The 22286-nt window shown below is 58.9% G+C and carries 19 protein-coding genes and 1 pseudogene; 3 read left to right on the top strand and 17 right to left on the bottom strand.

Going from position 1 to position 22286, the window contains the following annotated elements; genetic code table 11:
- Positions 1-69: 69 nt before the first annotated feature.
- The 17 genes and pseudogenes from C667_RS03095 to C667_RS03050 all read right to left on the bottom strand — a co-directional run bounded on the left by C667_RS03095 (position 70) and on the right by C667_RS03050 (position 19867).
- The gene (locus C667_RS03095) at positions 70-1905 is read right to left on the bottom strand and encodes a polysaccharide biosynthesis protein (protein WP_039920665.1); all 1836 of its coding nucleotides are present in this window, start codon (positions 1903-1905) and stop codon (positions 70-72) included.
- A gap of 55 nt (positions 1906-1960) precedes the next feature.
- Positions 1961-2536, bottom strand: coding sequence for a PglD-related sugar-binding protein (locus C667_RS03090; RefSeq protein WP_004356834.1), 576 nt, complete (start codon positions 2534-2536; stop codon positions 1961-1963).
- A complete protein-coding gene (locus tag C667_RS03085; protein ID WP_245538418.1) occupies positions 2533-3468 on the bottom strand; it encodes an MraY family glycosyltransferase in 936 nt (311 codons plus the stop codon). Before C667_RS03085 ends, C667_RS03090 begins: the two co-directional genes overlap by 4 nt.
- A 104-nt stretch (positions 3469-3572) precedes the next feature.
- The gene (locus C667_RS24710; protein ID WP_004356830.1) at positions 3573-4514 is read right to left on the bottom strand and encodes a UDP-glucose 4-epimerase family protein; all 942 of its coding nucleotides are present in this window, start codon (positions 4512-4514) and stop codon (positions 3573-3575) included.
- A 36-nt stretch (positions 4515-4550) separates the two neighbouring features.
- Positions 4551-5297, bottom strand: coding sequence for a glycosyltransferase family 2 protein (locus tag C667_RS24705; protein WP_004356827.1), 747 nt, complete (start codon positions 5295-5297; stop codon positions 4551-4553).
- A gap of 270 nt (positions 5298-5567) precedes the next feature.
- Positions 5568-5816 (bottom strand): NUDIX domain-containing protein, encoded by a 249-nt coding sequence (locus tag C667_RS26795; RefSeq protein ID WP_370701703.1) that lies wholly within the window; start codon positions 5814-5816, stop codon positions 5568-5570.
- 55 nt (positions 5817-5871) lie between these two features.
- Positions 5872-7320 carry a phosphomannomutase gene (locus tag C667_RS03080; RefSeq protein WP_245538417.1) on the bottom strand — a complete coding sequence of 483 codons (1449 nt, stop codon included), beginning with the start codon at positions 7318-7320 and terminating at the stop codon, positions 5872-5874.
- 13 nt (positions 7321-7333) lie between these two features.
- Positions 7334-8743 carry a mannose-1-phosphate guanylyltransferase/mannose-6-phosphate isomerase gene (locus tag C667_RS03075; RefSeq protein ID WP_004356823.1) on the bottom strand — a complete coding sequence of 470 codons (1410 nt, stop codon included), beginning with the start codon at positions 8741-8743 and terminating at the stop codon, positions 7334-7336.
- Positions 8744-8761: 18 nt separating this feature from the next.
- Positions 8762-9733, bottom strand: coding sequence for a GDP-L-fucose synthase (fcl, locus tag C667_RS03070; RefSeq protein WP_004356821.1), 972 nt, complete (start codon positions 9731-9733; stop codon positions 8762-8764).
- 5 nt (positions 9734-9738) lie between these two features.
- Positions 9739-10857, bottom strand: a complete 1119-nt coding sequence (gmd, locus tag C667_RS03065; protein ID WP_004356818.1) for a GDP-mannose 4,6-dehydratase — start codon at positions 10855-10857, stop codon at positions 9739-9741.
- Entirely contained in the window at positions 10854-11870 is a 1017-nt protein-coding gene (locus tag C667_RS24695) for a glycosyltransferase family 4 protein (protein WP_004356817.1), read from the bottom strand. Before C667_RS24695 ends, gmd begins: the two co-directional genes overlap by 4 nt.
- Positions 11857-13266 (bottom strand): O-antigen polymerase, encoded by a 1410-nt coding sequence (locus C667_RS24690; protein WP_083881261.1) that lies wholly within the window; start codon positions 13264-13266, stop codon positions 11857-11859. Before C667_RS24690 ends, C667_RS24695 begins: the two co-directional genes overlap by 14 nt.
- 24 nt (positions 13267-13290) lie before the next feature.
- Positions 13291-14151: a glycosyltransferase family 2 protein gene (locus tag C667_RS24685; protein ID WP_083881260.1), complete on the bottom strand. Its 861-nt coding sequence runs from the start codon at positions 14149-14151 to the stop codon at positions 13291-13293.
- Positions 14152-14202: 51 nt separating this feature from the next.
- Complete coding sequence (locus C667_RS24680; RefSeq protein WP_004356813.1) at positions 14203-15474, bottom strand: oligosaccharide flippase family protein; 1272 nt, start codon at positions 15472-15474, stop codon at positions 14203-14205.
- 106 nt (positions 15475-15580) lie between these two features.
- Positions 15581-16915 (bottom strand): annotated as a pseudogene (gene glmS / locus C667_RS03060) (glutamine--fructose-6-phosphate transaminase (isomerizing)); the annotation flags it as partial.
- Positions 16916-16988: 73 nt separating this feature from the next.
- Positions 16989-18476 carry an AlbA family DNA-binding domain-containing protein gene (locus C667_RS03055; RefSeq protein ID WP_004356808.1) on the bottom strand — a complete coding sequence of 496 codons (1488 nt, stop codon included), beginning with the start codon at positions 18474-18476 and terminating at the stop codon, positions 16989-16991.
- A 200-nt stretch (positions 18477-18676) separates the two neighbouring features.
- Positions 18677-19867, bottom strand: a complete 1191-nt coding sequence (locus tag C667_RS03050; RefSeq protein WP_004356803.1) for a Wzz/FepE/Etk N-terminal domain-containing protein — start codon at positions 19865-19867, stop codon at positions 18677-18679.
- Positions 19868-20152: 285 nt separating this feature from the next.
- Here C667_RS03050 and C667_RS03045 point away from each other — a divergent pair, with 285 nt between their 5' ends.
- The 3 genes from C667_RS03045 to C667_RS03035 all read left to right on the top strand — a co-directional run bounded on the left by C667_RS03045 (position 20153) and on the right by C667_RS03035 (position 22268).
- A complete protein-coding gene (locus C667_RS03045; RefSeq protein WP_004356801.1) occupies positions 20153-21346 on the top strand; it encodes an ATP-binding protein in 1194 nt (397 codons plus the stop codon).
- A 140-nt stretch (positions 21347-21486) separates the two neighbouring features.
- A complete protein-coding gene (locus C667_RS03040; RefSeq protein WP_004356799.1) occupies positions 21487-21765 on the top strand; it encodes a type II toxin-antitoxin system TacA family antitoxin in 279 nt (92 codons plus the stop codon).
- Positions 21762-22268, top strand: coding sequence for a GNAT family N-acetyltransferase (locus tag C667_RS03035; RefSeq protein ID WP_004356796.1), 507 nt, complete (start codon positions 21762-21764; stop codon positions 22266-22268). The genes C667_RS03040 and C667_RS03035 overlap by 4 nt, the downstream gene beginning before the upstream one ends.
- The last annotated feature ends 18 nt before the right edge of the window (positions 22269-22286 follow it).

Here is a 22286-nt window from a genome sequence, read left to right as displayed (position 1 = left end):
TCAATCAGCATTGTTCGCTGCTATTGCTGTGCGCACGAAGTGTATCCCGGCTGCTGCACGCTATTCGAATCAATGCTTCGCCGGCTCATACTCCGGCACCCAGCGCTTCAGTCCCGCTCGCACCTCGCCGTCGCTCACCGGCCCAGGCTGCGACAGCCACTGCGTCAGCTCGTCGAGGAAGGTCTCCGGCACCGGCCGCGAGCGTGCGATGCGCAGCTTGGGATGCGGCGTCTCGCGCGTCTCCTCGGCATCCGCAAGCAGCTCCTCGTACAGCTTCTCGCCCGGTCGCAGCCCGGAAAACTCGATGCGGATCTCGTCCTCCGTGTAGCCCGACAGCCGAATCATGTTGCGTGCCAGATCCACGATCTTCACCGGCTCGCCCATGTCGAGCACGAAGACCTCGCCGCCGTTGCCCATCGCTGCAGCCTGCAGCACCAACTGCGCCGCCTCGGGGATGGACATGAAGTAGCGGTTGATCTCGGGGTGCGTCACCGTCACCGGCCCGCCGCGTGCGATCTGCTCGGCGAACTTGGGGATCACGCTGCCCGTGCTGCCCAGCACGTTGCCGAAGCGTACCATCTCGAGCTGCGTGCCTTCGGCGCGGAACTGGCTCAGCGCCTCGCAGGCCATCTCGGCCAGGCGCTTGGTCGCGCCCATCACGTTGGTCGGGTTCACCGCCTTGTCCGTGGAAATCAGCACGAAGCGTTCGGCACGCACGCGCTGCGCATGCGCCGCCACCATCAGCGTGCCGAGCACGTTGTTGCGCACCGCCTGCCAGGCGTTGCCCACCTCCATCAGCGGCACGTGCTTGTAGGCGGCGGCGTGGAAGACGAGCTGCGGCTTCCACTCGGCAAACACCTCCTCCAGGCGCGGCGCATCCTTCACGTCGCCGGCCAGCGGCACGATCTGCGTCTCGGGCTTGTGCACGCGAAACCACTGCTCGATGTTGTACAGCGCGAACTCGCTGGCCTCGAACAGCACCAGCCGGGCCGGGGCGAAGCGCGCGAGCTGGCGACAAAGCTCGCTGCCGATCGAACCGCCCGCGCCGGTGATCAGCACGGTCTTGCCGGTGATCATGGCCTGGACATACGCCGAGTCGATCTTTACCGGCTCGCGGCCGAGCAGGTCCTCGATGTCCACCGGGCGCATCGCGTTGATCGCCACCTTGCCGCTCATCAGGTCTTCGATGCCGGGCACGGTGAAGACGTGCGCGCCGGCGCGCACCGCGGTGTCCGCCGCATGCTTGAGCGTGTCGCCAGCTGCCGAGGGCATGGCCAGGATCACATGATTCGCCTTGTAGTCCGCGAGCACCTGCGGCAGCAGTTCGATCTTGCCGACGACCGGGTGGCCGTAGAGTTCCAGGCCCCACTTCGTCGGGTTGTCATCGACCAGGGCGACCACCCGCCAGTCCGGACTGCGCTCGAGCTCGCGCACCAACATTGCTCCACCACTGCCCGCGCCGACGATCACCACCGGTTTGCCGGCGGCGACCAGATCGCCGAAGAGACGATGCTCGCGCCACATGCGCCAAGCGGCGCGGCCGCCGCCCATGACGATGAGTAGCAGCAGGGGGTAGAGGACGAGCATGGAGCGGGGGATTTCGGGGCCGGGTGTGCGATCGACCGCCAGCAGCGCGACCAGCGCCAGGGCCGAGACGCCCACCGCGCGCAGAACGCGCTTCAGATCCGGAAGGCTCGCGAAGATCCACATCCCCCGGTACAGGCCGGCCCAGCGGCAGGCGAGCGCGTGGACCACGAGCAGCACGGCAAGGCCAAGCAACAGCTTTTGAGAATAGGTGCTGGACCACTCGAAGTTGAAGCGAATCCACATCCCCCCGACCCAGGCGATTACTACCGCAAGCAGGTCGAACAGGAAGACAAGAACGGAACGGATTGAATTATTCATAACCAGCCATGCATCCAGCGCCGCCCCGATGGGCGACCTAAGAAAGAGTTTGGGCTCAGCTCGAGCGCGCCTCGCCGGGTGCAAGCACTGCGTCGTCTTTCACCTGCACGCCATAGCCGAGCGCGCTTCCGGCCTGCATCCAGGCACGCTGCCCCAACACCGATCCACCTGCCATACAGGCATTGACGCCGAGGTGCCCGAAGGCATCGACCCTGCAATGGTGGTCGACGGTGGCGCCGCAATTGACGATCACGCCCTCGCCAAGCTGGGCTTCCGTTCCCACCACCGCGCCCGCCATCACCGCGCATCCAGGGCCCAATGCGGCGGTCGGCGAGACGAAGGCAGTGGGATGGATCACGCTCAGCAGCTCGAAGCCAGCTTCGCGCACCCGCGCATGCAGCTTTTCGCGGACGGCATTGTTGCCGATCGCGACTACAACTGCATCGGCATACTCGCACAAGGTGTGAAGCGAGTCCGTCCTGCCGAGGATCGGATACGTCCACACCTTCGCGTTCGCATCCGCGCCGTCATCGACAAAGCCGATGAGTTCATCCCGCCCGACCAGTAGAATCGCCTCCGCCACGGAGCGCCCATGGCCGCCCGCCCCAATCACGATGACGCGCTTGCTCATGCCGTCTGCCTCACTTCCAGTTCTCCCGCGTGGAACTTGATCGCCAGGAGCACCAGCGGCGCATAGGCCACCACGACCCCAATCACCCCGTCGACCCGGCCCGTGCCAACGAGCAGCGCAATCGGCAGCAGCCATGCCATGTTGATCACGCCGACAGCCAGCGTCACCGGCAGATGCCGACCGTACTGGCGCGACGCGTACTGATACGCGTGGCTGCGATGCGCCTCGTACACCTTGTCTCCGCGCAAGAGGCGCCGCACCAGGGTGAAAGTCGCATCCACCACGAACACCCCGAGCAGAATCACCCAACTCCAGAACAGCGCAGGATCCACCCAGCCCGCCTGGATCGACATGATGCCCAGCACGATGCCAAGGAAGCCGCTTCCCGCGTCGCCCATGAATATCCGCGCCGGCGGAAAGTTCCAGAACAGAAATCCGGCCACTGCCGCGGCAAGCATCAGCGGCAGCAACGCCAGGTCCGGCTTGCCCAGCAGCACATAGAGCAGCGCACCGCCCACGCACACACAGATCGCCTCCACGCTGGCGATGCCGTCGATGCCGTCCATGAAGTTGTAGAGGTTGAGCAGCCAGACCAGGTACACCGCCACCAAGGCGATACTCAGCCAGCCGAGATCGAACTGCACCCCGAAAAGCAGCAATGCCGGGGCGCCGCCCAGCCAGCCAAGCGCCCAGAAGGCCGCGACGAAGTGCGCGAGCAAACGCCAGCGTGCCGCGATGTGGCCGTGGTCATCCAGAAAACCGACCAAGGCGACGAATCCGCCTGCGCCAAGCAGCGCAAGACTCGTGGACCAATCAAGGCCACCCGTTGCCGCAATGATTCCAAGTGCAACCAGAAAGCTCACGACGATGGCAACCCCGCCACCGCGCGGCGTCGGCACCGAGTGCGAACTGCGCGCATTGGGGATGTCCATCAGGCTTCTCGCCAAGGCGTACCGGCGAAGTGCGTATGTAAGTAGCAAGGCTGCAACTGCAACGCCCGCTACCAGCAACCACCTACTCATATCTCACCATCTCTCTAAAAGCCCGCTGCCACACGTGCCAATCCTTCGTCCACCGTCAATGGCGGCTTCCAGCCCAACACTTCCCGTGCCTTGGTGATATCCACCTGAAGCGAGCCACACAGGCGCTCGACCATTCCGCTCTTGCCGGCCGCACGCGCCATCGCCTTTAGCACGGGGACCGGGACAGGCAACAGGCGCGGACTCACGCCAAAGGCTTTCGCCATTCTTCGCAGAAGATCCGCCGTCGATAGGTCTTCGTCATCGCCCGCGAGGAATGCCTGGTTGGCTGCCGCAGGGTGATACGCACATGTCACGATCAAGTCCACCAGATTATCCAGCCCAACGAGCGTCCGTCGGTTTTGGGTTACCGCCCCGAGCGGCAGTGGAATCCCGCGTCTAACGGCGTTGGCGAGCTTTCCGAAATTTCCTGGTGCGCTTGGTCCATAAACGAGAGGCGGTCGAATGATCACCACTTCCATCCCCGTTTCCCTCGATAACTCCATCAAACCTTGTTCAGCTTCCAGCTTGGAAACGGCGTAGGGTTCAACCGGATGGGGCACATCCGACTCGGTGAAAGGTTTGATACTTTGCGTGCCGTTGACGCCGATTGAACTGAGGAAGAGGAAGCGCTTAACCCCAACTTCGGCCGCTTGTCGCGCTAGTCGCAGCGTTCCCGCCATGTTCACTTCCCGGAATAGCTTGATGGGGTCACCGGCGCTCTCATTCAGGACGTGCGCTCTTGCCGCCGCATGGATCACAACGTCGGTCTGTTGAAGCAGGAGTCCCCAATCTGCATGTTCTGCGAGGGAAGGCGACTGTATATCTGTCCTCGGGTCAGAGGGCTTCCTTGTTGCCCCGCGGACGATAGCACCCTCGGCGAGGAGTCGCCCCATGGTGCTGCGGCCGACAAAACCACTCGAGCCCGTCAAAAGAACTCTTGCTTTGTTAAAAGTCATAAAATTTGGCGCGCATAAAGCGCTGGTTTTGTTTGCTCAATTCTTGACGTAGCTAAGCAACTTGAATGGTATCTTCAATGCAACAAAGAGTATGTTTGTGTAGATCTTGTTTTCTCTGCAAGCTCTAACAATCTCAAAGTTCTGGTGAATTCTCCACTTTAGTTCGCTCGAACTAATGCCGCCCTCGCGCATCTTTACAAGGGTCATTGGAAGATACTTGATTCGCAATCCCTTCTTGATGAATCGAGCGATGAGCTCAAAGTCTGCGGCAACTCGATAGGTGAGTTTATAGAGTCCGAATTTTGTATAAAAAGATCGTCGAATGTAAAAAGTCGGATGAGGAAGAGTCATTCCAAATCGAATCTTCCAAGGAGAAAAGCTATCCGACTTGTACGTGCGCGTGGTCTTGTCGATATTTTCTCGCTCGACGTAAACAAGGTCCGCAAAGATTCCATCTGTCGAGTCGTCAAAGGCTGACGCGATTTTTTCGATCACATCATTCGATGCAAAAATATCGTCAGAGTTGAGGATGCCTACGATGTCTCCACTAGCGAAGTTTATTCCTTTATTCATGGCGTCATAGATGCCTTTGTCGGGTTCGCTTCGGATGATCGCGATCTGACCCTCGTACTCTCGAACGATATCGAGAGTCTTGTCCTTCGATGCGCCGTCTATGACTATGTATTCAATATTTTGGTAGGTTTGGTTGATTACAGATTCAATTGTGTCTCTGATCGTGTCTGCACTGTTATAGCAAACGGTGATAATTGATACTTTAAGCATTTTTTTGGATGGGCGTTTGAGTTGCGAGGCTGGTGCCTAGTCCTGGGAATGATCGTTTATGCCGCATCGCATTCTGATTGGCGTGCCTTGATTCGGAGAGCTTGGTGTTAGCTGCCTCCAAGGTGATCTTCACATTTTCGTGGACCAAGGGATCTAACGTGGCTTCAGAAAAGCTCAGCCATTTCCAGTTGGCGTGTTGCGCATTGATTCCTGATGGAGGCTTCAATGAAGTGGCTTCATCGCGGTTGAGTGGCAATAAATAAGGAAGGTTTACATAGTGGGTTGAGGTTGCGGAGTCAAACGCACTGTCTGGGTAAAAGTGATCGAAAACACCAATAAGGGTACAGCGTTCCAGGAAAGCGCTTTAAGCCCAATTTCGTCCTTGGCAACTCGGCATTGTGCATCGTAGAGTGGCTCGTTCTTGCGAATTCGGCCCCCTGGAGTGAACCACCATCCTTTCGCTGGGCTATTGTTTCGCAGTCCCAGGAGTAGTTCAGGTCCGGCTGGTCCGCTGCGCATTACCAACAGATCAATGGAGACCAAAGGCAAGGCGGCGCAGGCTTCAGAGAATGATTCAGTGGTGAGCCACTGGGTCATCTATTTGCGCTCCCAGAGTCTTTTCGGAAATCCGTTGAAGGCAAGCGTTACAAAGCCCTCCTGCGCGCTCTTCGTCGTCGGCTTCGGCATAACACCGCAATTCCGGTGCGTTACCTGAAGGGCGGAGATGGACGATCTCGTCCGATGAGAAAGTCAAGCGCAATCCGTCTGTCGTGTCTCGGCCTGTTACATCGCCCGAATTGGGTGCCATCGTCGCAGCGGCGTTCTCTATGTCTTTCTCGAGTGTATCGATGAGGGTACGACTAACATTGAGGGGGATATTCTGAATCCGGTTGCTTGCAGTAAAGCGGCGGGGCAACGTCTGACCTAGTTGTGATAGCCGATAACCTTTATCTCGTGCCATCGCGAGGAGTGCGAGCATTGGCAGCACGGAGTCACGGGTCGGTAGAGCCTTCAGTGTAAGACTGCCGCTCTCAATGTCGCCCCCCAGGAGGAATCCGCCGTTGGCTTCGTAGCCCACGATAAGCCCGGTGCCCCGATGCGCCTCCATGCCGCCGATCACGTAGGGCGAGCCGATCCGCGTGCGTACTACCTGACGGAACGAGTTGCACTTCTCCACCGCCGTATTGCTGCTTACGGGTGTCACTACCACGTCGGCCTTTAGATACTGCGCGCAGAGGATGCCCACTACGTCACCACGCAGCCAGGTGCCCGTCTCATCCCCGATCAGCGGTCGGTCGGCATCGCCGTCGGTAGACAGGATGGCGTCGAAACGATGCACATTCGCCCACGCGCGCGCCTGCGCGACGTCTTCGGCGCGCACCGCCTCGGTGTCGATCGGCACGAACGTGTCTGTACGCCCGAGCGACAAGACCTCTGCACCCAAGCACTCAAGTACGCTTCGCAGCACGTCGCGCGCTACGCTCGAATGCTCGTACAGCGCGATGCGCAAACCCGCCAAGGCTCCTTGGCCGAAAAAGCCTGTGTAGCGCGCGATGTAGGCGTCCAGCGCTGTGGTATCCACTGCTGGCAGCGCTGCCGGAGACAGCGTGTCGGGCACCGCGACCTCCGCATCCAGGATCGCCTGTTCGTCCGCCTTGTCGATCTCGCCGTCGGCCCGGTAAAACTTTATGCCGTTCCGGTCGAATGGAATGTGGCTGCCTGTGACGACGATGCCCGGGCTGTGACGCAGCGCGCAGTAATACGCAAGCGCAGGCGTCGGCACGGCACCAACGAACACCGCATCACGGCCGGCGTCGCGGATCGCCTGGATGCAAGCAGCCGCAATTCGTGGGCTGCTTGGGCGCAGGTCGTGACCGACGACGACGCTGGAACTGTCAGCCGCCACTGTGCTCAGGAAAGCCTGCGTATAGGCGTAACAGACTCGGTCGGTAAGGTCGGTGACCAAACCGCGCAGGCCGCTGGTGCCGAAGGGCACGCTCTGGGCGGCGGCGAGGTGTCTCATCGGCTGGCTCATTTCATGCACGCCCGTATTTGTCCTCAAAGCGCACGATGTCGTCCTCGCCCAGATAGGAGCCCGACTGCACCTCGATCAACTCCAGCGGGATCACCCCCGGGTTCTCCAGCGCGTGTACTTGCCCGATCGGGATGTAAGTCGACTGGTTCTCCGTGACCAGGTAGGTCTTCTCCCCGTTGGTAACCTTGGCTGTGCCACTGACCACGATCCAGTGCTCGGCGCGGTGGTGGTGCATCTGGACCGAAAGTTTGGCACCGGGCTTCACAGTGATCCGCTTTACCTGATAACGGTGGCCGTTGTCGATCGAGTCGTACATGCCCCAGGGGCGATGCACCTCGCGGTGGCTGATGTGCTCCTGCCGCCCCTCGGCCTTGAGGCGCTCGACGATCCTCTTAACGTCTTGAACCTTGTCCTTGTGCGCCACCAGCACGGCGTCCGGGGTCTCGACCACTACCAAGTCTTCCACGCCCACAGTGGCCACCATGCGGCTGTCGGCATGCACGAAGGTATTGCGTGTGGCTTGGCCGAGCACGTCGCCCTTGAATACATTGCCGTTCCCGTCCTTGGCGCTCACCTCCCACAGCGCCGACCACGAGCCGACGTCGCTCCAGCCTGCGTTCAGCGGCACCATCACGGCGTCGGCGGTTTTCTCCATCACCGCGTAGTCGATGGAGTCCTCCGGACAGGCCGCAAAGGTGTCGGCGTCGACGCGGGTGAAGTGCATGTCCTGCGAGCCGCCATCGAGTGCCTCCCGACAGGCGGCGAGGATGTCTGGCCGGAAGCACTCAAGTTCTTCCAGGTATCGGCTGGCGCGGAACATGAACATGCCGCTGTTCCAGAAGAAGCGACCGCTCGACACGTAGTTTTGGGCCGTGGCGAGGTCGGGCTTCTCGACGAAGCGGGCGACAGCGAATCCACCTTGGCCGGTAGTTTCCCCCTGTTCGATGTAGCCGTAACCAGTTTCAGCATGGCTGGGTACGATGCCGAAGGTCACCAGCTTGCCGTCGTTCGCCAGCGGCAGCGCCACTCCGATGGCCGAGTGGAAAGTGCCTACGTCCTCAATCATGTGATCGGCGGCTAGCACCAGCAGGACAGGATCTTCCCCATCCTGAACGGCCTGCAGGGCCGCAAGAGCGATCGCCGGCGCAGTGTTGCGTCCCATCGGCTCTAGCAGGATGTTGGTTTCGTCCATGGCTAGCCGGCGAAGTTGCTCCGCCGCAAGGAATCGGTGTTCTTCGTTGCAGATCAGAACAGGGGCATTGGTCTTCACACCGTTCAGTCGTTCGATGGTGGCTTGCAGCATCGAGAGCGTTTCGTCGCCCAAGGCGAGGAACTGCTTGGGATATTGCTGGCGCGACAGTGGCCACAGGCGGGAGCCCGACCCGCCGGCCATGATGATTGGTGTAAGCATATTCAGGTTTCGGCTCCGTCAAGCCTTGCGCGTATGTTCGATGTTATCCACATACCATCCATAGGCATTATGCAAACCGCTTTCGAGGCTGATCTGCGCCCGCCATCCAAGCCGTGCCAGTCGGCTCACATCCATGAGCTTGCGCGGCGCGCCGTCCGGCTTGGTGGTGTCGAACACCAACTTGCCCTCATAGCCTATGACCTTCACCAGCGTCTCGGCCAGTTCGCGAATCGTCACATCCGTCCCCGTGCCGACGTTGATGTGCGAGCGCATTGGCTCGGTCTCGCCAGCGTAGCGTTCCTGCGGGATGTTCTGCAGATGCACGACCGCCTCGGCCAGGTCATCCACATGCAGGAACTCGCGCATCGGTGTGCCGCTCCCCCAGATCACCACCTCGGGCGCTTTGGCCTGCTTGGCTTCGTGGATGCGTCGCATCAGCGCGGGAATGACGTGGCTGTTCTCGGGATGGAAGTTGTCGCCCGGGCCATAGAGGTTGGTGGGCATGGCGCTGCGGTAGTCGCAGCCGTACTGGCGGTTGTAGCTCTCGCACAGCTTGATGCCGGCGATCTTGGCGATGGCGTAGGGCTCGTTGGTGGGCTCGAGCAGGCCGGTGAGCAACGCCTCTTCCTTCATCGGCTGCTCGGCGAACTTGGGGTAGATGCAGGACGAGCCGAGGAACATTAGCTTGTGCACGCCATTTGTGTGGGCGGCGTGGATGATGTTGGCCTCGATCATCAGGTTCTGGTGGATGAACTCGGCCGGATAGGTGTTATTGGCATGGATGCCGCCGACCTTGGCTGCGGCCAGATAGACTTGATCGACCCGGTGGGCGGTGAAGAAGGCATTGACCGCATGCTGGTCGATGAGGTCGAGTTCGTCGCGGCCGGCTGTGAGGATGTTGGCGCAGCCCAGCGCCTGCAGCCGGCGCACGATGGCCGACCCGACCATGCCGCGATGGCCGGCGACGAAAATGGTGTCGGTGTGGTTCATGGGGTTCAGTTCTCCGTGGCCACAGGCACGTCGTGCCCGTGCGCCTTCAGGAACGCATGTCGCTGCGCCACCTTGAGGTCTTCCGCGACCATCTCGGCGCACATCTCCTGCACAGTGATCTCCGGCGTCCAGCCGAGCTTCTCCTTGGCCTTGGTCGGATCGCCGAGCAGAGTCTCGACTTCGGCAGGGCGGAAGTAGCGCGGGTCGACTCGCACGATGACATCGCCGGCTTTCAGGGCCGGCGCCTTGTCACCCTCGATGCGTTCGACGACCGCATGCTCTTCCACGCCCTTCGCCTCGAAGCGCAGCGTGATGCCCAGCTCCGCAGCCGACCAGCGGATGAACTCGCGCACTGAATACTGCACCCCGGTGGCGATCACGAAGTCCTCCGGCTGATCCTGCTGCAGCATCATCCACTGCATGCGCACGTAGTCCTTGGCATGGCCCCAGTCGCGCAGTGCGTCCATGTTGCCCATGTACAGGCACTCTTCCAGCCCCTGTGCGATGTTGGCCAGGCCGCGGGTGATCTTGCGGGTGACGAAGGTCTCGCCGCGGCGCGGGCTCTCGTGGTTGAAGAGGATGCCGTTGCACGCGTACATGCCGTAGGCCTCGCGGTAGTTCACCGTGATCCAGTAGGCGTAGAGCTTGGCCACCGCATAGGGGCTGCGCGGGTAGAAGGGGGTGGTCTCCTTCTGCGGAATCTCCTGCACCAGGCCGTAGAGCTCGGAGGTGGAGGCCTGGTAGAAGCGCGTTTTCTTGTCCAGGCCGAGCAGGCGGATGGCCTCGAGCAGGCGCAGCGTGCCCATGGCGTCCACATCGGCGGTGTATTCGGGCGACTCGAAGCTCACCGCCACGTGCGACTGCGCGCCGAGGTTATAGACCTCGTCGGGCTGCACCTGCTGCAGGATGCGGGTGAGATTGGATGAGTCGGTGAGGTCGCCGTAGTGCAGGACCATGCGCGGGTTGGGGGTGTGTGGGTCCTGGTAGATATGGTCGATGCGCTGGGTGTTGAAGCTCGAGGCGCGGCGCTTGATGCCGTGGACTTCGTAGCCTTTGGCGAGCAGGAGTTCGGCGAGGTAGGAGCCGTCCTGGCCGGTGATGCCGGTGATGAGGGCTGTTTTCATTCTCTCTCCATTAATTGATGTCCGAGAAGTTGCTCGTAGACGGCCAACGTTCTATCGAAAGTTCTGTCCCAGCTAAATTGGGCGGATCGCTCTAGACCTTTGCGTATGAATTCCGCTCTGTTAGGCGAGGAGTTAAGAAAGTCGAGCGCGGCTCGGATTTCGCAAGGATCTCCACGTTCCATCAGGTATGCCGCGTCCCCGGCTACCTCTGGAATCGATGACGACCGCACTGCTATCACGGGGCAGCCCGCACGCATCGCTTCCAATATTGGAATACCAAATCCTTCGTAAAGAGATGGGTACACCAAACAAAAAGATCTATTGTATTCGACGTTAAGCTCTCTATTGGAAAGGTAGCCAAGATGAGCGTATCTATTGCTCAGGTGCGCCTCCAAGAAACCCCTCTCCTTGGAAGTGAAAGCCCCTCCGCCCACGACCGCTAGGCGTAAGTCTGGAAGGGTCGAAAGGGCCAATACAAGCGCTTTGAAATTTTTGTATCCGGCTCGAGCCCCAACAAAAAGGACCTGAGAAGTCGGAGTGAAAGAGGCAAGACGGTGATATTCGGTAGAGACGCCGTTCGGAATAACGACGCATCGTGATTCGTATTTCTCTCCCGTGTAATATAGTAAGTCCGCGCGAGTGCTTTCAGAAACACAGATAATCTTCTCAGATCCGAAAATCGCACGGTTCTTTTGCCAAGAGTGCACAAACTTTCTCACTGGCCCGAAGTATCTCTCGTATGTGTAATCGTGAACCGTTGTCACCACCGGGCCTTTGAAGGCTTCTGGCAATCGGTAATACGTTGAATGAAAAAGCGCGCAGGGTGATTCAAGTTTAAAGTCCCTAAACCGTTCCAATATGCGGGGTTTTCTATAAATGCCGTAATCGAGCTCTCGATTAAAATTGATGACCTGAAAAAGATCCTTATGAAGCCTCTGGAACAGCTCCAAGAATAGAACCGATATCCCCCCAGATCTCTGGAGAGAGAAGATTATTCCATCAAATACTAACATCCTCTTCCCTGTTCGCACTTTTCAATTTAGAAGGTTTGCAGACGATCAAGTACTCAAGCCGGGCTATGAAGATGCATATGAAGAGACTGCCCGATACTGCGGTTGCTTCAAAAATAAAGGACGGAAAGTCTGACCGCTGAAAATTTATCGTCTGCGCCAAAATGGCCATGGTCAGCAAGAATCTACCTTTTGCGAGCTCCTCCGCAAAGAAGGAAAATAAAGATAATAACGCTGGATAAATGAATACTCCAATAGTGCCAAAATTGAAATAGGCCTCCGTTGCGGGCGTGAAAGCATAGCCCATAATGGGGCCGTCGCTGTTTCCCGCAATCTCGATGGCAATTCGGCTTGCTAATGGAATTGGTTTCTCGGCGATAAGATCTTTGGGTACAAAATTGTAAAAAGCCTGCACAAAGCTCTCGCCAAAGCTTGAGTGCTGTAAATGCTCAAAATAATACGCCAAAGTCGATATTGGGAAAAGAAACTCCCCAAGTCCGTTGGTTATGAACGTTATGGTGTTGGTGCCGTCGAGCGACCGAAAGACACCTAAGAGCAGAAGGACGATCACCGCAACGGTGCCGAACAAAAAGACCTTAAATGAAAGACGGCCGTCCGATCGAACAAAAAATAATACGGCAAAGGCGCTCACCGTGAAAAAAATTTCTCGACGGGAGCCTATGGAAATCAATGAAAGCCAATAAACTAGTACTGGAAGCAGTAAAATAGCGGCTTTTGTGTAGGAGCGACGATGCTGCAAGAGAATTAAAGATCCAATATACCAGCTATAGGCAATGATCACGTATTTCAAGAACCAGCCGGTTTGACTGACTAGGCTCGTCAATTCAACCCTGCTAAGGGTTGCTAATTGGTCCATTGACAAGAATTGGATCTTGCCAAGAAAAAAAATGGATATAGCGAGCGCTAAGGCATAAAGAGTAAAGAGTGAGGTCCTTTCTTCTGCTAGCCTAGCTTGAAGATTCTGAGCGTCGCGTCTAATGTTCCTCCAGTTGCGTTTTGGGCGCAGGAAGAAAAAAGCTACGGACATTAGCCACATGGAAAAGCAATACAGGAAAACTTCCCTGCTTGACGAAAGGGCTTCAGGTAGTACTGCGATAGAGAAGTGAAATGAAAGCAGGAAGCTAAATAGATAATAAAACGGAAATAGGCAGACGAATATTGAGTCAAAGTGGCATAAAAGCCTTCTCTTATATAGTCGATATAACACCCATATGTGTAAAATAACGTTGATTGGAAATAAGTAGTTCGCCGCATCAAGATTCAATCTTGAAAGAGTAAAAACCAAGAGCGCGAGAAATAAGAATGTACAAGACGCTGTCGGCGTGGATCGATAATGAACTAATGAGGCGATCTCGGTGGTATTCACAGAAGAGGTCATGATTGCGCTCAGGTGATGCCTCCTTTAAATCGTGGTCCTCAGGAAGCCTTTTATCAAACCTTTCAGTCGACCAAAATAGAGGGGCCTGTTCCGAGATAATATGCAGCCCGCGATAGATCTGGATGTGATGGATAATAATTCAATCGATAAGTGAAGTTTTGAGTGGGCTATATACTTCCTTAACACGGCACCATATCCGATTGCGTATGAATAATACTTGCGGGCTAGTTCGCGTGGTTCGGTTTGGGGGGGGTCATTGTCATGAAGGACATGAGTGCCCGCAAAAAACCGAGTATCGAAGCCGGCTGACTTTAAACTCAGGAAGAAGTCGGTTTCCTCTGATCCTCCGTATTGCGCTCCGGCGCCTAGTTTTTCATTAAACCTATATGGGAAGTAATTACTGCACGATACGAACGTGCCTACGCTCAAAGAGTGCCGGAAAACATCGCCGTAATGTAGCGATACAGAATCAAGAGGGAAGGATCTTCCTCCATATGGGTCACCTGAGGATGGATCAATTACCGGGACCGACACAATTTCGAAGGCGCCGAGCTTAATCTGTGAGTTCATTATCTCGAAGAAATCGCGAGGATAAAATGCATCGTCGTCGCAAAACCCTAGTATGTCGCCGTTGGCGTAGCTTAGTGCAAGATTGCGTGCAACTGAGAGTGAGCATTTGTTAGTTTTAAGAAGGAGGTATTTGATCCTAGTCTTATAGGCATCAAAAAGCCTATCTAGTTCACTTCCTCCCGTTTGGTCTACGAAGATGACCTCGATGTTCCGGTAAGTGGCATTCGCTACGCTCTCCAAGAGGCGTGCAACGAGTTCGTTACGCCCGCCTTGGCTTGTGCCAATCAATATAAATTTTTTGGATTTGAGGGTCATGCCGTCTTTTTTGAACTGAAATAGGAGCTTTAGTCACGTTTTTTAGGCTAGCTACTTGTGCGCACGTGGGGGCGCTGACACGCTTGATGCGTCGTGACGTAGAACGATAGAGAGGGCATATAGTATGCCGATAGTATATCCGGAGCCGAGTCCAAGCAGCGCGCCGGCGCTTCCGAACTGGGGTATCACGGCAAGGCCTATTCCCAGGGCAGCGACTAAGGCGATTGCCCATTTCTTGATTACTTTAGAGCCAAGTTTAAACTTAACGAGGTATGTGTTTAAGGATGCGTCAATGAAGAAAAGTATAGATATTCCTGCGCAAGCTCGTAGTAAGGGGGTCGCCTCTAAAAATGAGTTGCCGTATAGAATTGAAATAATCAATTCAGAGCAGAGCGCCAAGGTAAGTGCTGTTATTGCTCCGACGGCGAGCATTGCCAGCGTCAGCCTCAGTGTGCGAGCGCGTACTGTAGAATGTGACGTCTCTGAGTAGATGAAAGATGGAGCAATGGAGATTACTAGGATGCTTGCAATGAGATTTATATTCTCGGTCACCTGGATTGCGGCCGAATAGAGCCCGAGCTCAGATGGTGTGGAAAGGTGTTCTAGCAGAAGACGATCCATTTTCTGAAAGACGTTCATCATGATTAGGCCAAGCCAAAAAGGTGCGCCTATTTTTAAGAGGGCGATAGCGTCGCCAATCTTGATACTTTCAGTGTGATTTGGAGCTCTCTTGCGGTACAAGAGATAAAGGCCTGTTGCGACGATAAGGGATTCGATTAGCCATGGTATTGCGTACGTGCTTAAGGTGCCTATGCCAAATAAAAAAAGGCCAAATACAACGAGTAGCTTTGCGCCACTTGCAAATAGCTGGATGATTGACGCTGCTTTGTTATTTGTCTCGGATTGCAATAATGCAATTACTACTCCAGCAGGTTCCTTTAGGAATAGCATTAAGCCGAGCGTTATTAGCAGTGCTCTTGTGTCGGAGAGAGAGGTGCCAAAGGCGAAAAACAGCAAGAGGGAAAACGCAACGCAAGCTGAAAATAACCTGAGAGCAAACGCACTTTTCAAGATGGCATGCTTACGGTCATTGGACGCGCCCACAAGCGCTGGTACAACAACTTCGGCCCCGCAGATGTAGGTGGCTGCGAGGAACGTGTTGAAGACGGCTAACGCGTATTGAAACTTGCCGAAGTTCTCTACGCCTAAATTGCGAGCAAGCAATGCGCTAATCAATAGAGAGGAGAGAACAATTCCTCCTCGCTCAAGTAGCAGCCAAGCGATATTTCTGAGTATTCTTTGAGTTCGCTCGGCTATTTGCATGTTCCGGACTTGCTCTCAGAAAATTTTGTGATTTGCGGTTTCAAAGGGTAGGCGCATGTCAATGAAAATGCTTTCTTGATTCCAGCGAGTAAGCTAAAAAATATCGCTATTCAACGGTAACCGACTTCGCCAGATTCCTCGGCTTATCCACATCCGTCCCCTTCGCCAGCGCGGTGTGATACGCCAGCAACTGCAGCGGCACGACATGCAGGATCGGCGACAGGTCACCGTAATGCTCCGGCAGCCGCAGAACGTGGATCTGCTCGGTCTCGGGGAAGTGGCTGTCCGCGTCCGCGAACACATTCAGCTCGCCGCCGCGAGCCTGGACTTCCTTGAGGTTGGACTTGAGCTTGTCGAGCAGGCTGTCGTTGGGTGCGACGGCGATGACGGGCATGTCGCGGTCGACCAGGGCGAGCGGGCCGTGCTTGAGTTCGCCGGCGGCGTAGGCCTCGGCGTGGATGGACGAGATTTCCTTTAGCTTGAGCGCGCCTTCGAGGGCGATCGGCCAGTGCCGGCCGCGGCCGAGGAAGAGGGCGTGGTGGCGGTGGGCGATGTTCTGCGCCCAGGTCTGGATGCTGGGTTCGAGTTCGAGTACGCGGGCGACGGCGACCGGCAGGTGGCGCAGGCAGGCCAGGTGGTCGTGCTCGGCCTGTTCGTCGATGCGGCCGCGCAGCTTGCCGACGACCAGCGTCAGCAGGAACAGCGCCGCGAGCTGGGTGGTGAAAGCCTTGGTGGAGGCGACGCCGATCTCCGGCCCGGCGCGGGTGATGAAACGCAGCGCGCATTCGCGCACGATGGCCGATTCCGGCACGTTGCAGATGGCCAGCGTGCGGGTGTGGCCGAGGTCCTTGGCGTGGCGCAGCGCGGCCAGGGTGTCGGCGGTTTCGCCGGATTGCGAGATGGCGACGACGAGCTGGTCGGGGTCGGCAGCCGAACTGCGGTAGCGGTATTCGCTGGCGATCTCGACCGTACAAGGGATGCCGGCGAGCGATTCGAGCCAGTAGCGCGCGGTGACGCCGGAGTGGTAGCTGGTGCCGCAGGCGAGGATCAGCACCGAGCGCACGCCGTCGAGCAGGCTGGCCGCCTCGGCGCCGAAGATGCCGGGCTGCAGCCGGCCGCCGTTGCCGATGAGCTCGAGCGTGTTGGCCAGGGCCTCGGGCTGCTCGAAGATCTCTTTCTGCATGTAGTGGCGGTACTGGCCCAGCTCGACCGCATCGGCGGAAAGCTGCGAGACGACGACCGGGCGCTCGACCGGTGCGCCGCTGGTGTCGGCGATGCGCAGGCGGTCGGCGGTGCGCATGCGCTGCACGCCGGCGCCATTTAGCACTGCGATGCCGGCCGAGTCATAGCCGCGGTATTCGAGCTTGCGCAGGCCTTCGAGCAGTACGGGGACGATGTTGGCGGCCGGCGAGACGGCAGCGACAATTCCGCACATTAGCGGGTGCACTCCGTGTTGGCTGTGCTATCGCACAGGGTGCGTTTGCTACCGCCGCGAGTGGGGATGGTGGCGCATCTCATGTGGTCTTGCCTTCAATTGGATCGAACAGCTGGCGCCCTGTCTGCGTCAGCCGATAGCGCTGCAGGCGGCTTTGCGGTTTGTCGGGGATGGTCATTTCGACCAGGCTCAGATCGAGGAGCCGGCGGATCTGTTTGTGCAACTCCCCCGAAACCGTGGTGTGCCCCAGTGCTCTCGCCAGTTCGGCTTTCCCGGACGGCTGGGTGCCGAGTTGCAGGACGATCTTGGCAGCCAGCTTCGACTCTAGCCGTGACTCTAGCCGTGACTCTAGCCGTGGCAGGCTGGCTCGATCATCGTCTGACTCTTGGCGGGTGTTTGACGGGGGCAACTCCGGCGCATGCTGCTGCGCCAGGCGAATACGCAGTCGCACGCCAGTGGCGATCTCCTCGATGACCGGAGCAGGCAGACCTTGCCGGGTGGCTTCGTCGAAGATGCGCCGCACGCCGCTGCCCCATTGCTCGATCAGCCCGAGTTCGCGGAACACGCGGGCGATGACGGGGTTGCGAATGCGGGATACGCCGCTCTTCATGTCGTCGATGGTCATCCCCGGCAGCAACAGGCCGGGGCTCTCGATGTCGATGCGATCGTCGAAGAAGGCCACGCGTATCGGCGTGCCGCGCTGGGCATAGTCACTGTGAACGAGGGCGTTGATGATGGCCTCGCGCAGCATGGTCAGCGGGATACTCCAGACGTCTTCGCGCCGCATGGCACCGAAGCGCGCGGTCTTGAAGGCGTGTTTCTTCAGGAACAGCTCGATCTCTTCCACGGCGTCGGGCAGGTGGGCGTGCACTTCGTGCTGGTCGAAGATGTCCACCTTGTCGAGTCCCCGGAAGCGTCCGCACTGTATCCAGGCGTCGGGGAAGTGCTGCTCCCGCGCCTTGCCGAACAGCAGGACAGCGCCGCGTGTGGGTACGAAACGGCCTTGTTCGGTGCGCAGCAGCTTCAGGGTCTGTAGGGATTTTTCATCCAGCGTCCGTGTCGGGCCGAACACGCGTGCCATGGCGGTCGTATCGAGGTCGTCCACGCCGAGCTCGGGCATGGGCTGCTCGTCGAAGACTTGGCCGGCGGTGGCGCGGTGCGTTTCGGCGATCCAGTCTGGTCCGGCCTGACGGTTGCTGGCGCCCAGGCGCACGTAAACGCCTGCTTCCGGCCCGAGGCTGTTGAGGTAGTGTGGGCGCGCGCTGCTGGGGAACACTTCCACGATCAGCAGCGTGCGATCGCCTACGCTTACGAGTTCGACACTGGGCACCAGGCGCGGCGAGATGCCGTCTGCAATCAGGTTGCAGATCCGCGCCTCTTCATCCAGCGGATCGCTCACGCCCAGCACCTGTCGCGCGTCACCCACCCCGATGACCAGGCAGCCGCCTGCCGCATTCGCGAACGCGACGAGCGTCTTGAGCACGTTGCGCGGCGACGAAAGGTCGCGCTTGAACTCGAGCGTCTTACCTTCGGGCTGCTGCAGGAGGTGGTCGATTGGGTGGGGCATGAAGGGGCGGGTGGGTGTCGAAAAGGCGCAGGAGACTGTAATCAGGCCTTGGTGCCGAATTGGTGGTTCTGAATTGGTGAATTGGGGTCAGACCCTATTTTCTTCCTTTTTCTGGTAATCGAGTTTGCGCAGGCCCTCGAGCAGGACGGGGACGATGTTGGCGGCAGGCGAGACGGCGGCGTTGATTCCGCACATGGGGATCACACCTTCGTGCTAATGCCGGCTTCGCCCTCGCGACTACCGCGCCACCACGCTCGAACCAGCGCAATCATCACCCCGAGCATGCCGCCCAGCACACCGCCCAATGCGATGCCCATCGCCAACCCCGGCTTGCGCTCCCGCACCTCCGTCCCTTCCGGCGGCGCGACGAAGCGCATGCCCGCCAGATAGGTGTTGTTCCAGCGCTCGCGTTCGAGCTCCAGCTCGTTCCAGGTCTGCTCGACGATGTCGGTCGCGCGGTCGCGGCCCTGGAAGGCGGTGGCCTGGAGGTTTTGCAACTCGGCAAGCAGCTTGCGGCCCGAGATCGGTTGCTTGAGCGCGGCTTCTGCGTCGCAGTAGTACTTGCGCTTGAGCTCGCTCGCCACACGCTCGCGTTCGCGTTGGGCTTCGGCAAGCTTGAGGTCGGCGATCTGGATCTCGGCCGCGACGAGCTGTGCGGCGGGCGAGAGGAAGCGCTCCGTGCCTCTCTCTAGCGAAACGATCTGGCGGCTCTCCGCCGCGCCGGCGTCAGGGTGGCGGGCGATGATCTCGCGCAGGTCGGTGATGCGCTGGGCTTCCTGGCGGATGGTGAAGTCGCTTTGCAGCTGCTGGTTGCGCAGCTCCTGCGCCCGGGTGGCATAGGTGTTGCAGTTGCCGAGGGTGCTGTCGGCGAGGTCGACCTTGATGACCGAGTCGCGGACGTATTCGGCGAGCAGGGCGAGCGGAGTGCCGTTGCTCGGGTCCTTGTCGGCGTAGCGGATCTGCATGCCGACGAGGGCGTTCTGGGCCTCGCCGTTGGGCTTGATGCCGAAGGCCTTCTGATCTTTCTCGGTGAGGGCGAACTCGGGTTTGATGCTTTCGCGCAGGCCGTTTGGGGTGCGCGCGAGCCTTTGTAGCCGCAGTCCGTCGGCGGTGTCGGACTGCGCGCCGAGGCGCAGGAACTCCTCCAGCCGCGCGCCGCTCGACAGCACGCTCTCATAGCGTTTGTAGTCGGTGGCCAACACGCTCGGCGTGAGCAAGAGCCCCTCGGTGACGTACTTGGTGGACAGCAGGCTGCCGCCCACGCCCAGCGCTGCGCCCAGCACGCCGACGCCCGCGATCAGCCCCTTCTGTGCCCAAAGGGTGCTGACCAACTGGCGCAGGTCGATCTCGTCGTCTTCGTAGGCTTGTGCGGGCGGCTGCGTGTTCTGCATGGGACGGTGATGATGAGGGGAAACCCGGATTATCTCACTTGAGTGGGGGTTTTAGTACTGGACAAAGGTAATAGTTTGGGAGGTACGAACGGGGTCAGGTCTTTCATTTGCTCATCCCCGGCCTGGGCTGTCCCGCGTGGGCAGAGGGGGGGAGAGGGGGAGGGCACTGATTCGTCCGCTTCTTTGTGTTCGATTGGAAGAACGGTTATCGGGCATGAGTGTGCATTGTAAAATACAATAAACGTTATTGATTGCTTACTCAACAAGACACGACGGGCCGCCCGCATGCTCGATCTCCTCCACGCCGACTTCATCCAGCTAATGGCTCGCTTCGACGAGCCCTACCGGCGCTACCTTCACCGCGAGTTCGTCCGCGCTGAGCGTCTTTCCGGCGTGCTGGGCCCGCGCGGGGTGGGGAAGACGACCTTCCTGCTGCAGCTCATCGGTGAGACGCCCGATTTTCTGCGCAGCACGCTGTATGTGAGCCTCGACAGCATCCACGCGAGCGGCATCCAGCTCTATGCCCTGGCCGACCAGTTTCGCAAGCAGGGTGGCAGACTGCTGGTGCTCGACGAGATCCACCACTACCCCGATTTCGAGCGCGAGCTGAAGAGCATCCACGACGCCCTCGATCTGCAGGTGGTGTTCTCGGGCTCGTCGGCGCTGCATCTTGAGCACAGCAAGGCGGACTTGTCGCGCCGGGCGGTGATGTATGCGATGAGCGGGTTGTCGTTCCGCGAGTATCTGGAACTGCAGATCGGCGAACCCTTTGCGGTGTGGCCGCTGGAGCAGGTGCTGGCCGAGCACGAGACCTTGAGCCTGGAGATCAACCGCCGCATCCGGCCGCTGGCGCACTTTGGCGATTATCTGAAGTACGGCTACTTTCCGTACTTCCGCGAGTCGGTCGAGACCTACCACCGCAAGCTCGAACAGACGCTCGCGCTGGCCATCGACCTGGACATTCCGCTGCTGTTCAAGGTCGAGCGCGACAAGCTGGTATCGCTGAAGAAGCTGCTGATGCTGCTCTGCCAGTCGGTGCCGAACCGGATCAACATCAGCAAGCTCTCGGCGGCGATCGGCAGCACGCGCAGCACGACGTACGCCTACCTGCACTATCTGGAGCAGGCGAACATCCTGCGCAGCGTTTGGGGGGCGGGGCGCAATGCCTCGATGTTGAGCAAGCCCGAGAAGCTGTACCTGGCCAACACCAACAACGCCTGGGCGCTATGCCCTGCGCCGCCGGTGGGAACCTTGCGTGAGACTTTCTTCGCGAGCCAGCTCGCCCATGCGCACGCGCTGCGCTATCCGGCCGAGGGTGGGGACTTCGTTGTGGACGACCGCTGGTTGTTCGAGATCGGCGGGCCTGGAAAGACTGCACGCCAAGTCGAGCAGCACGACAACGCGTATCTGGCGCTGGACGACATCGAGCATGGGCGGGGGCTGCGGGTGCCGTTGTGGATGTTCGGGTTTTTGTATTGAGGGGCAGGGCTTCAGGGTGCGTCGATGGCTTGCTCGTCTGTCGCCAAGGCCTCGACGAGTAACATTGGCGCGCTCTTGATTTGTCAGTACGTTATCCGGACGTTATGATCGGGCTCGCCTCTCAGAAGACAGGAGTTGTAATGAGCACCTTGAACCCCTCCAAAACCGAACGCATCGATGTCCGCGCCAGCAGCGCCGTGAAACAGTTGCTGCAAGAGGCTGCGCGCTCATGCCACAAGAACGTCAGCGAGTTCCTGCTCGATGCCGGGGTGACCGCCGCCAACCAGGCTTTGGCGGATCGCCGTCACTTTGTGTTGAACGATGACCAGTGGCAGGCCTTTCAGCACGCGCTGGATCGTCCCGTGCAAGCCAAACCGCGCCTGAAGAAGTTGCTCGGCGAGCAGGGAGTTCTGGATTGAGTGCAGCCTATGAACCCGTCCGCAAGCTCTCGGCAGGGGATTCGGTGGAGGCATTCGATTGTGGGCAGCCGGCACTCAACCAGTTCCTGCAGCGCTATGCGCTCGTCAACCAGAAAGCCAATAGCGCACAAACCTACGTGTGTTGCCGGGGCGGCGAGGTGGTGGGCTTCTACAGCCTGGCTGTCGGCAGCGTTGATCCGGAGGATGCTCCGGCGCGCGTCATGAAGGGCCTGGCCCGGCATCCGGTGCCGGTCATGATCCTGGCGCGACTCGCCGTAGACAAGGACCACCAAGGCAGGGGCCTGGGGAAGGCGCTGCTGAAGGATGCGCTGCTGCGAACTGCGCAGGCCGCTGACATTGCCGGCATTCGTTGCTTGCTGGTGCACGCCAAGGATGAGCTGGCGCGGCAGTGGTACGTGTCGTGGGAGTTCGAGTCAAGCCCGACTGACCCCTACCACCTGTTCTTGATGGTCAAGGACCTCAAGGCGTTGCTGGCGGAGTGATGGGCGGTAGGGTGGCGG

The organism is Thauera phenylacetica B4P, from assembly GCF_000310225.1.
Classification (GTDB): Bacteria; Pseudomonadota; Gammaproteobacteria; order Burkholderiales; family Rhodocyclaceae; genus Thauera; species Thauera phenylacetica.
The sequence above is the reverse complement of the archived record's forward strand: the minus strand, read 5'-3'. Positions and strand labels throughout refer to the sequence as shown.

Coding starts and splice junctions, on each gene's coding strand:
- C667_RS24695 (WP_004356817.1), bottom strand. CDS start 11,870: ATGTTAGTATTTGATGGAATAATCTTCTCTCTCCAGAGATCTGGGGGG.
- fcl (WP_004356821.1), bottom strand. CDS start 9,733: ATGAACCACACCGACACCATTTTCGTCGCCGGCCATCGCGGCATGGTC.
- C667_RS03080 (WP_245538417.1), bottom strand. CDS start 7,320: ATGAGACACCTCGCCGCCGCCCAGAGCGTGCCCTTCGGCACCAGCGGC.
- C667_RS24710 (WP_004356830.1), bottom strand. CDS start 4,514: ATGACTTTTAACAAAGCAAGAGTTCTTTTGACGGGCTCGAGTGGTTTT.
- C667_RS03095 (WP_039920665.1), bottom strand. CDS start 1,905: ATGAATAATTCAATCCGTTCCGTTCTTGTCTTCCTGTTCGACCTGCTT.
- C667_RS03040 (WP_004356799.1), top strand. CDS start 21,487: ATGAGCACCTTGAACCCCTCCAAAACCGAACGCATCGATGTCCGCGCC.
- gmd (WP_004356818.1), bottom strand. CDS start 10,857: ATGAAAACAGCCCTCATCACCGGCATCACCGGCCAGGACGGCTCCTAC.
- C667_RS24680 (WP_004356813.1), bottom strand. CDS start 15,474: ATGCAAATAGCCGAGCGAACTCAAAGAATACTCAGAAATATCGCTTGG.
- C667_RS03050 (WP_004356803.1), bottom strand. CDS start 19,867: ATGCAGAACACGCAGCCGCCCGCACAAGCCTACGAAGACGACGAGATC.
- C667_RS03055 (WP_004356808.1), bottom strand. CDS start 18,476: ATGCCCCACCCAATCGACCACCTCCTGCAGCAGCCCGAAGGTAAGACG.
- C667_RS24705 (WP_004356827.1), bottom strand. CDS start 5,297: ATGCTTAAAGTATCAATTATCACCGTTTGCTATAACAGTGCAGACACG.
- C667_RS03075 (WP_004356823.1), bottom strand. CDS start 8,743: ATGCTTACACCAATCATCATGGCCGGCGGGTCGGGCTCCCGCCTGTGG.
- C667_RS24690 (WP_083881261.1), bottom strand. CDS start 13,266: ATGACCTCTTCTGTGAATACCACCGAGATCGCCTCATTAGTTCATTAT.
- C667_RS03045 (WP_004356801.1), top strand. CDS start 20,153: ATGCTCGATCTCCTCCACGCCGACTTCATCCAGCTAATGGCTCGCTTC.
- C667_RS24685 (WP_083881260.1), bottom strand. CDS start 14,151: ATGACCCTCAAATCCAAAAAATTTATATTGATTGGCACAAGCCAAGGC.
- C667_RS26795 (WP_370701703.1), bottom strand. CDS start 5,816: ATGCGCAGCGGACCAGCCGGACCTGAACTACTCCTGGGACTGCGAAAC.
- C667_RS03090 (WP_004356834.1), bottom strand. CDS start 2,536: ATGAGCAAGCGCGTCATCGTGATTGGGGCGGGCGGCCATGGGCGCTCC.
- C667_RS03085 (WP_245538418.1), bottom strand. CDS start 3,468: ATGGACATCCCCAATGCGCGCAGTTCGCACTCGGTGCCGACGCCGCGC.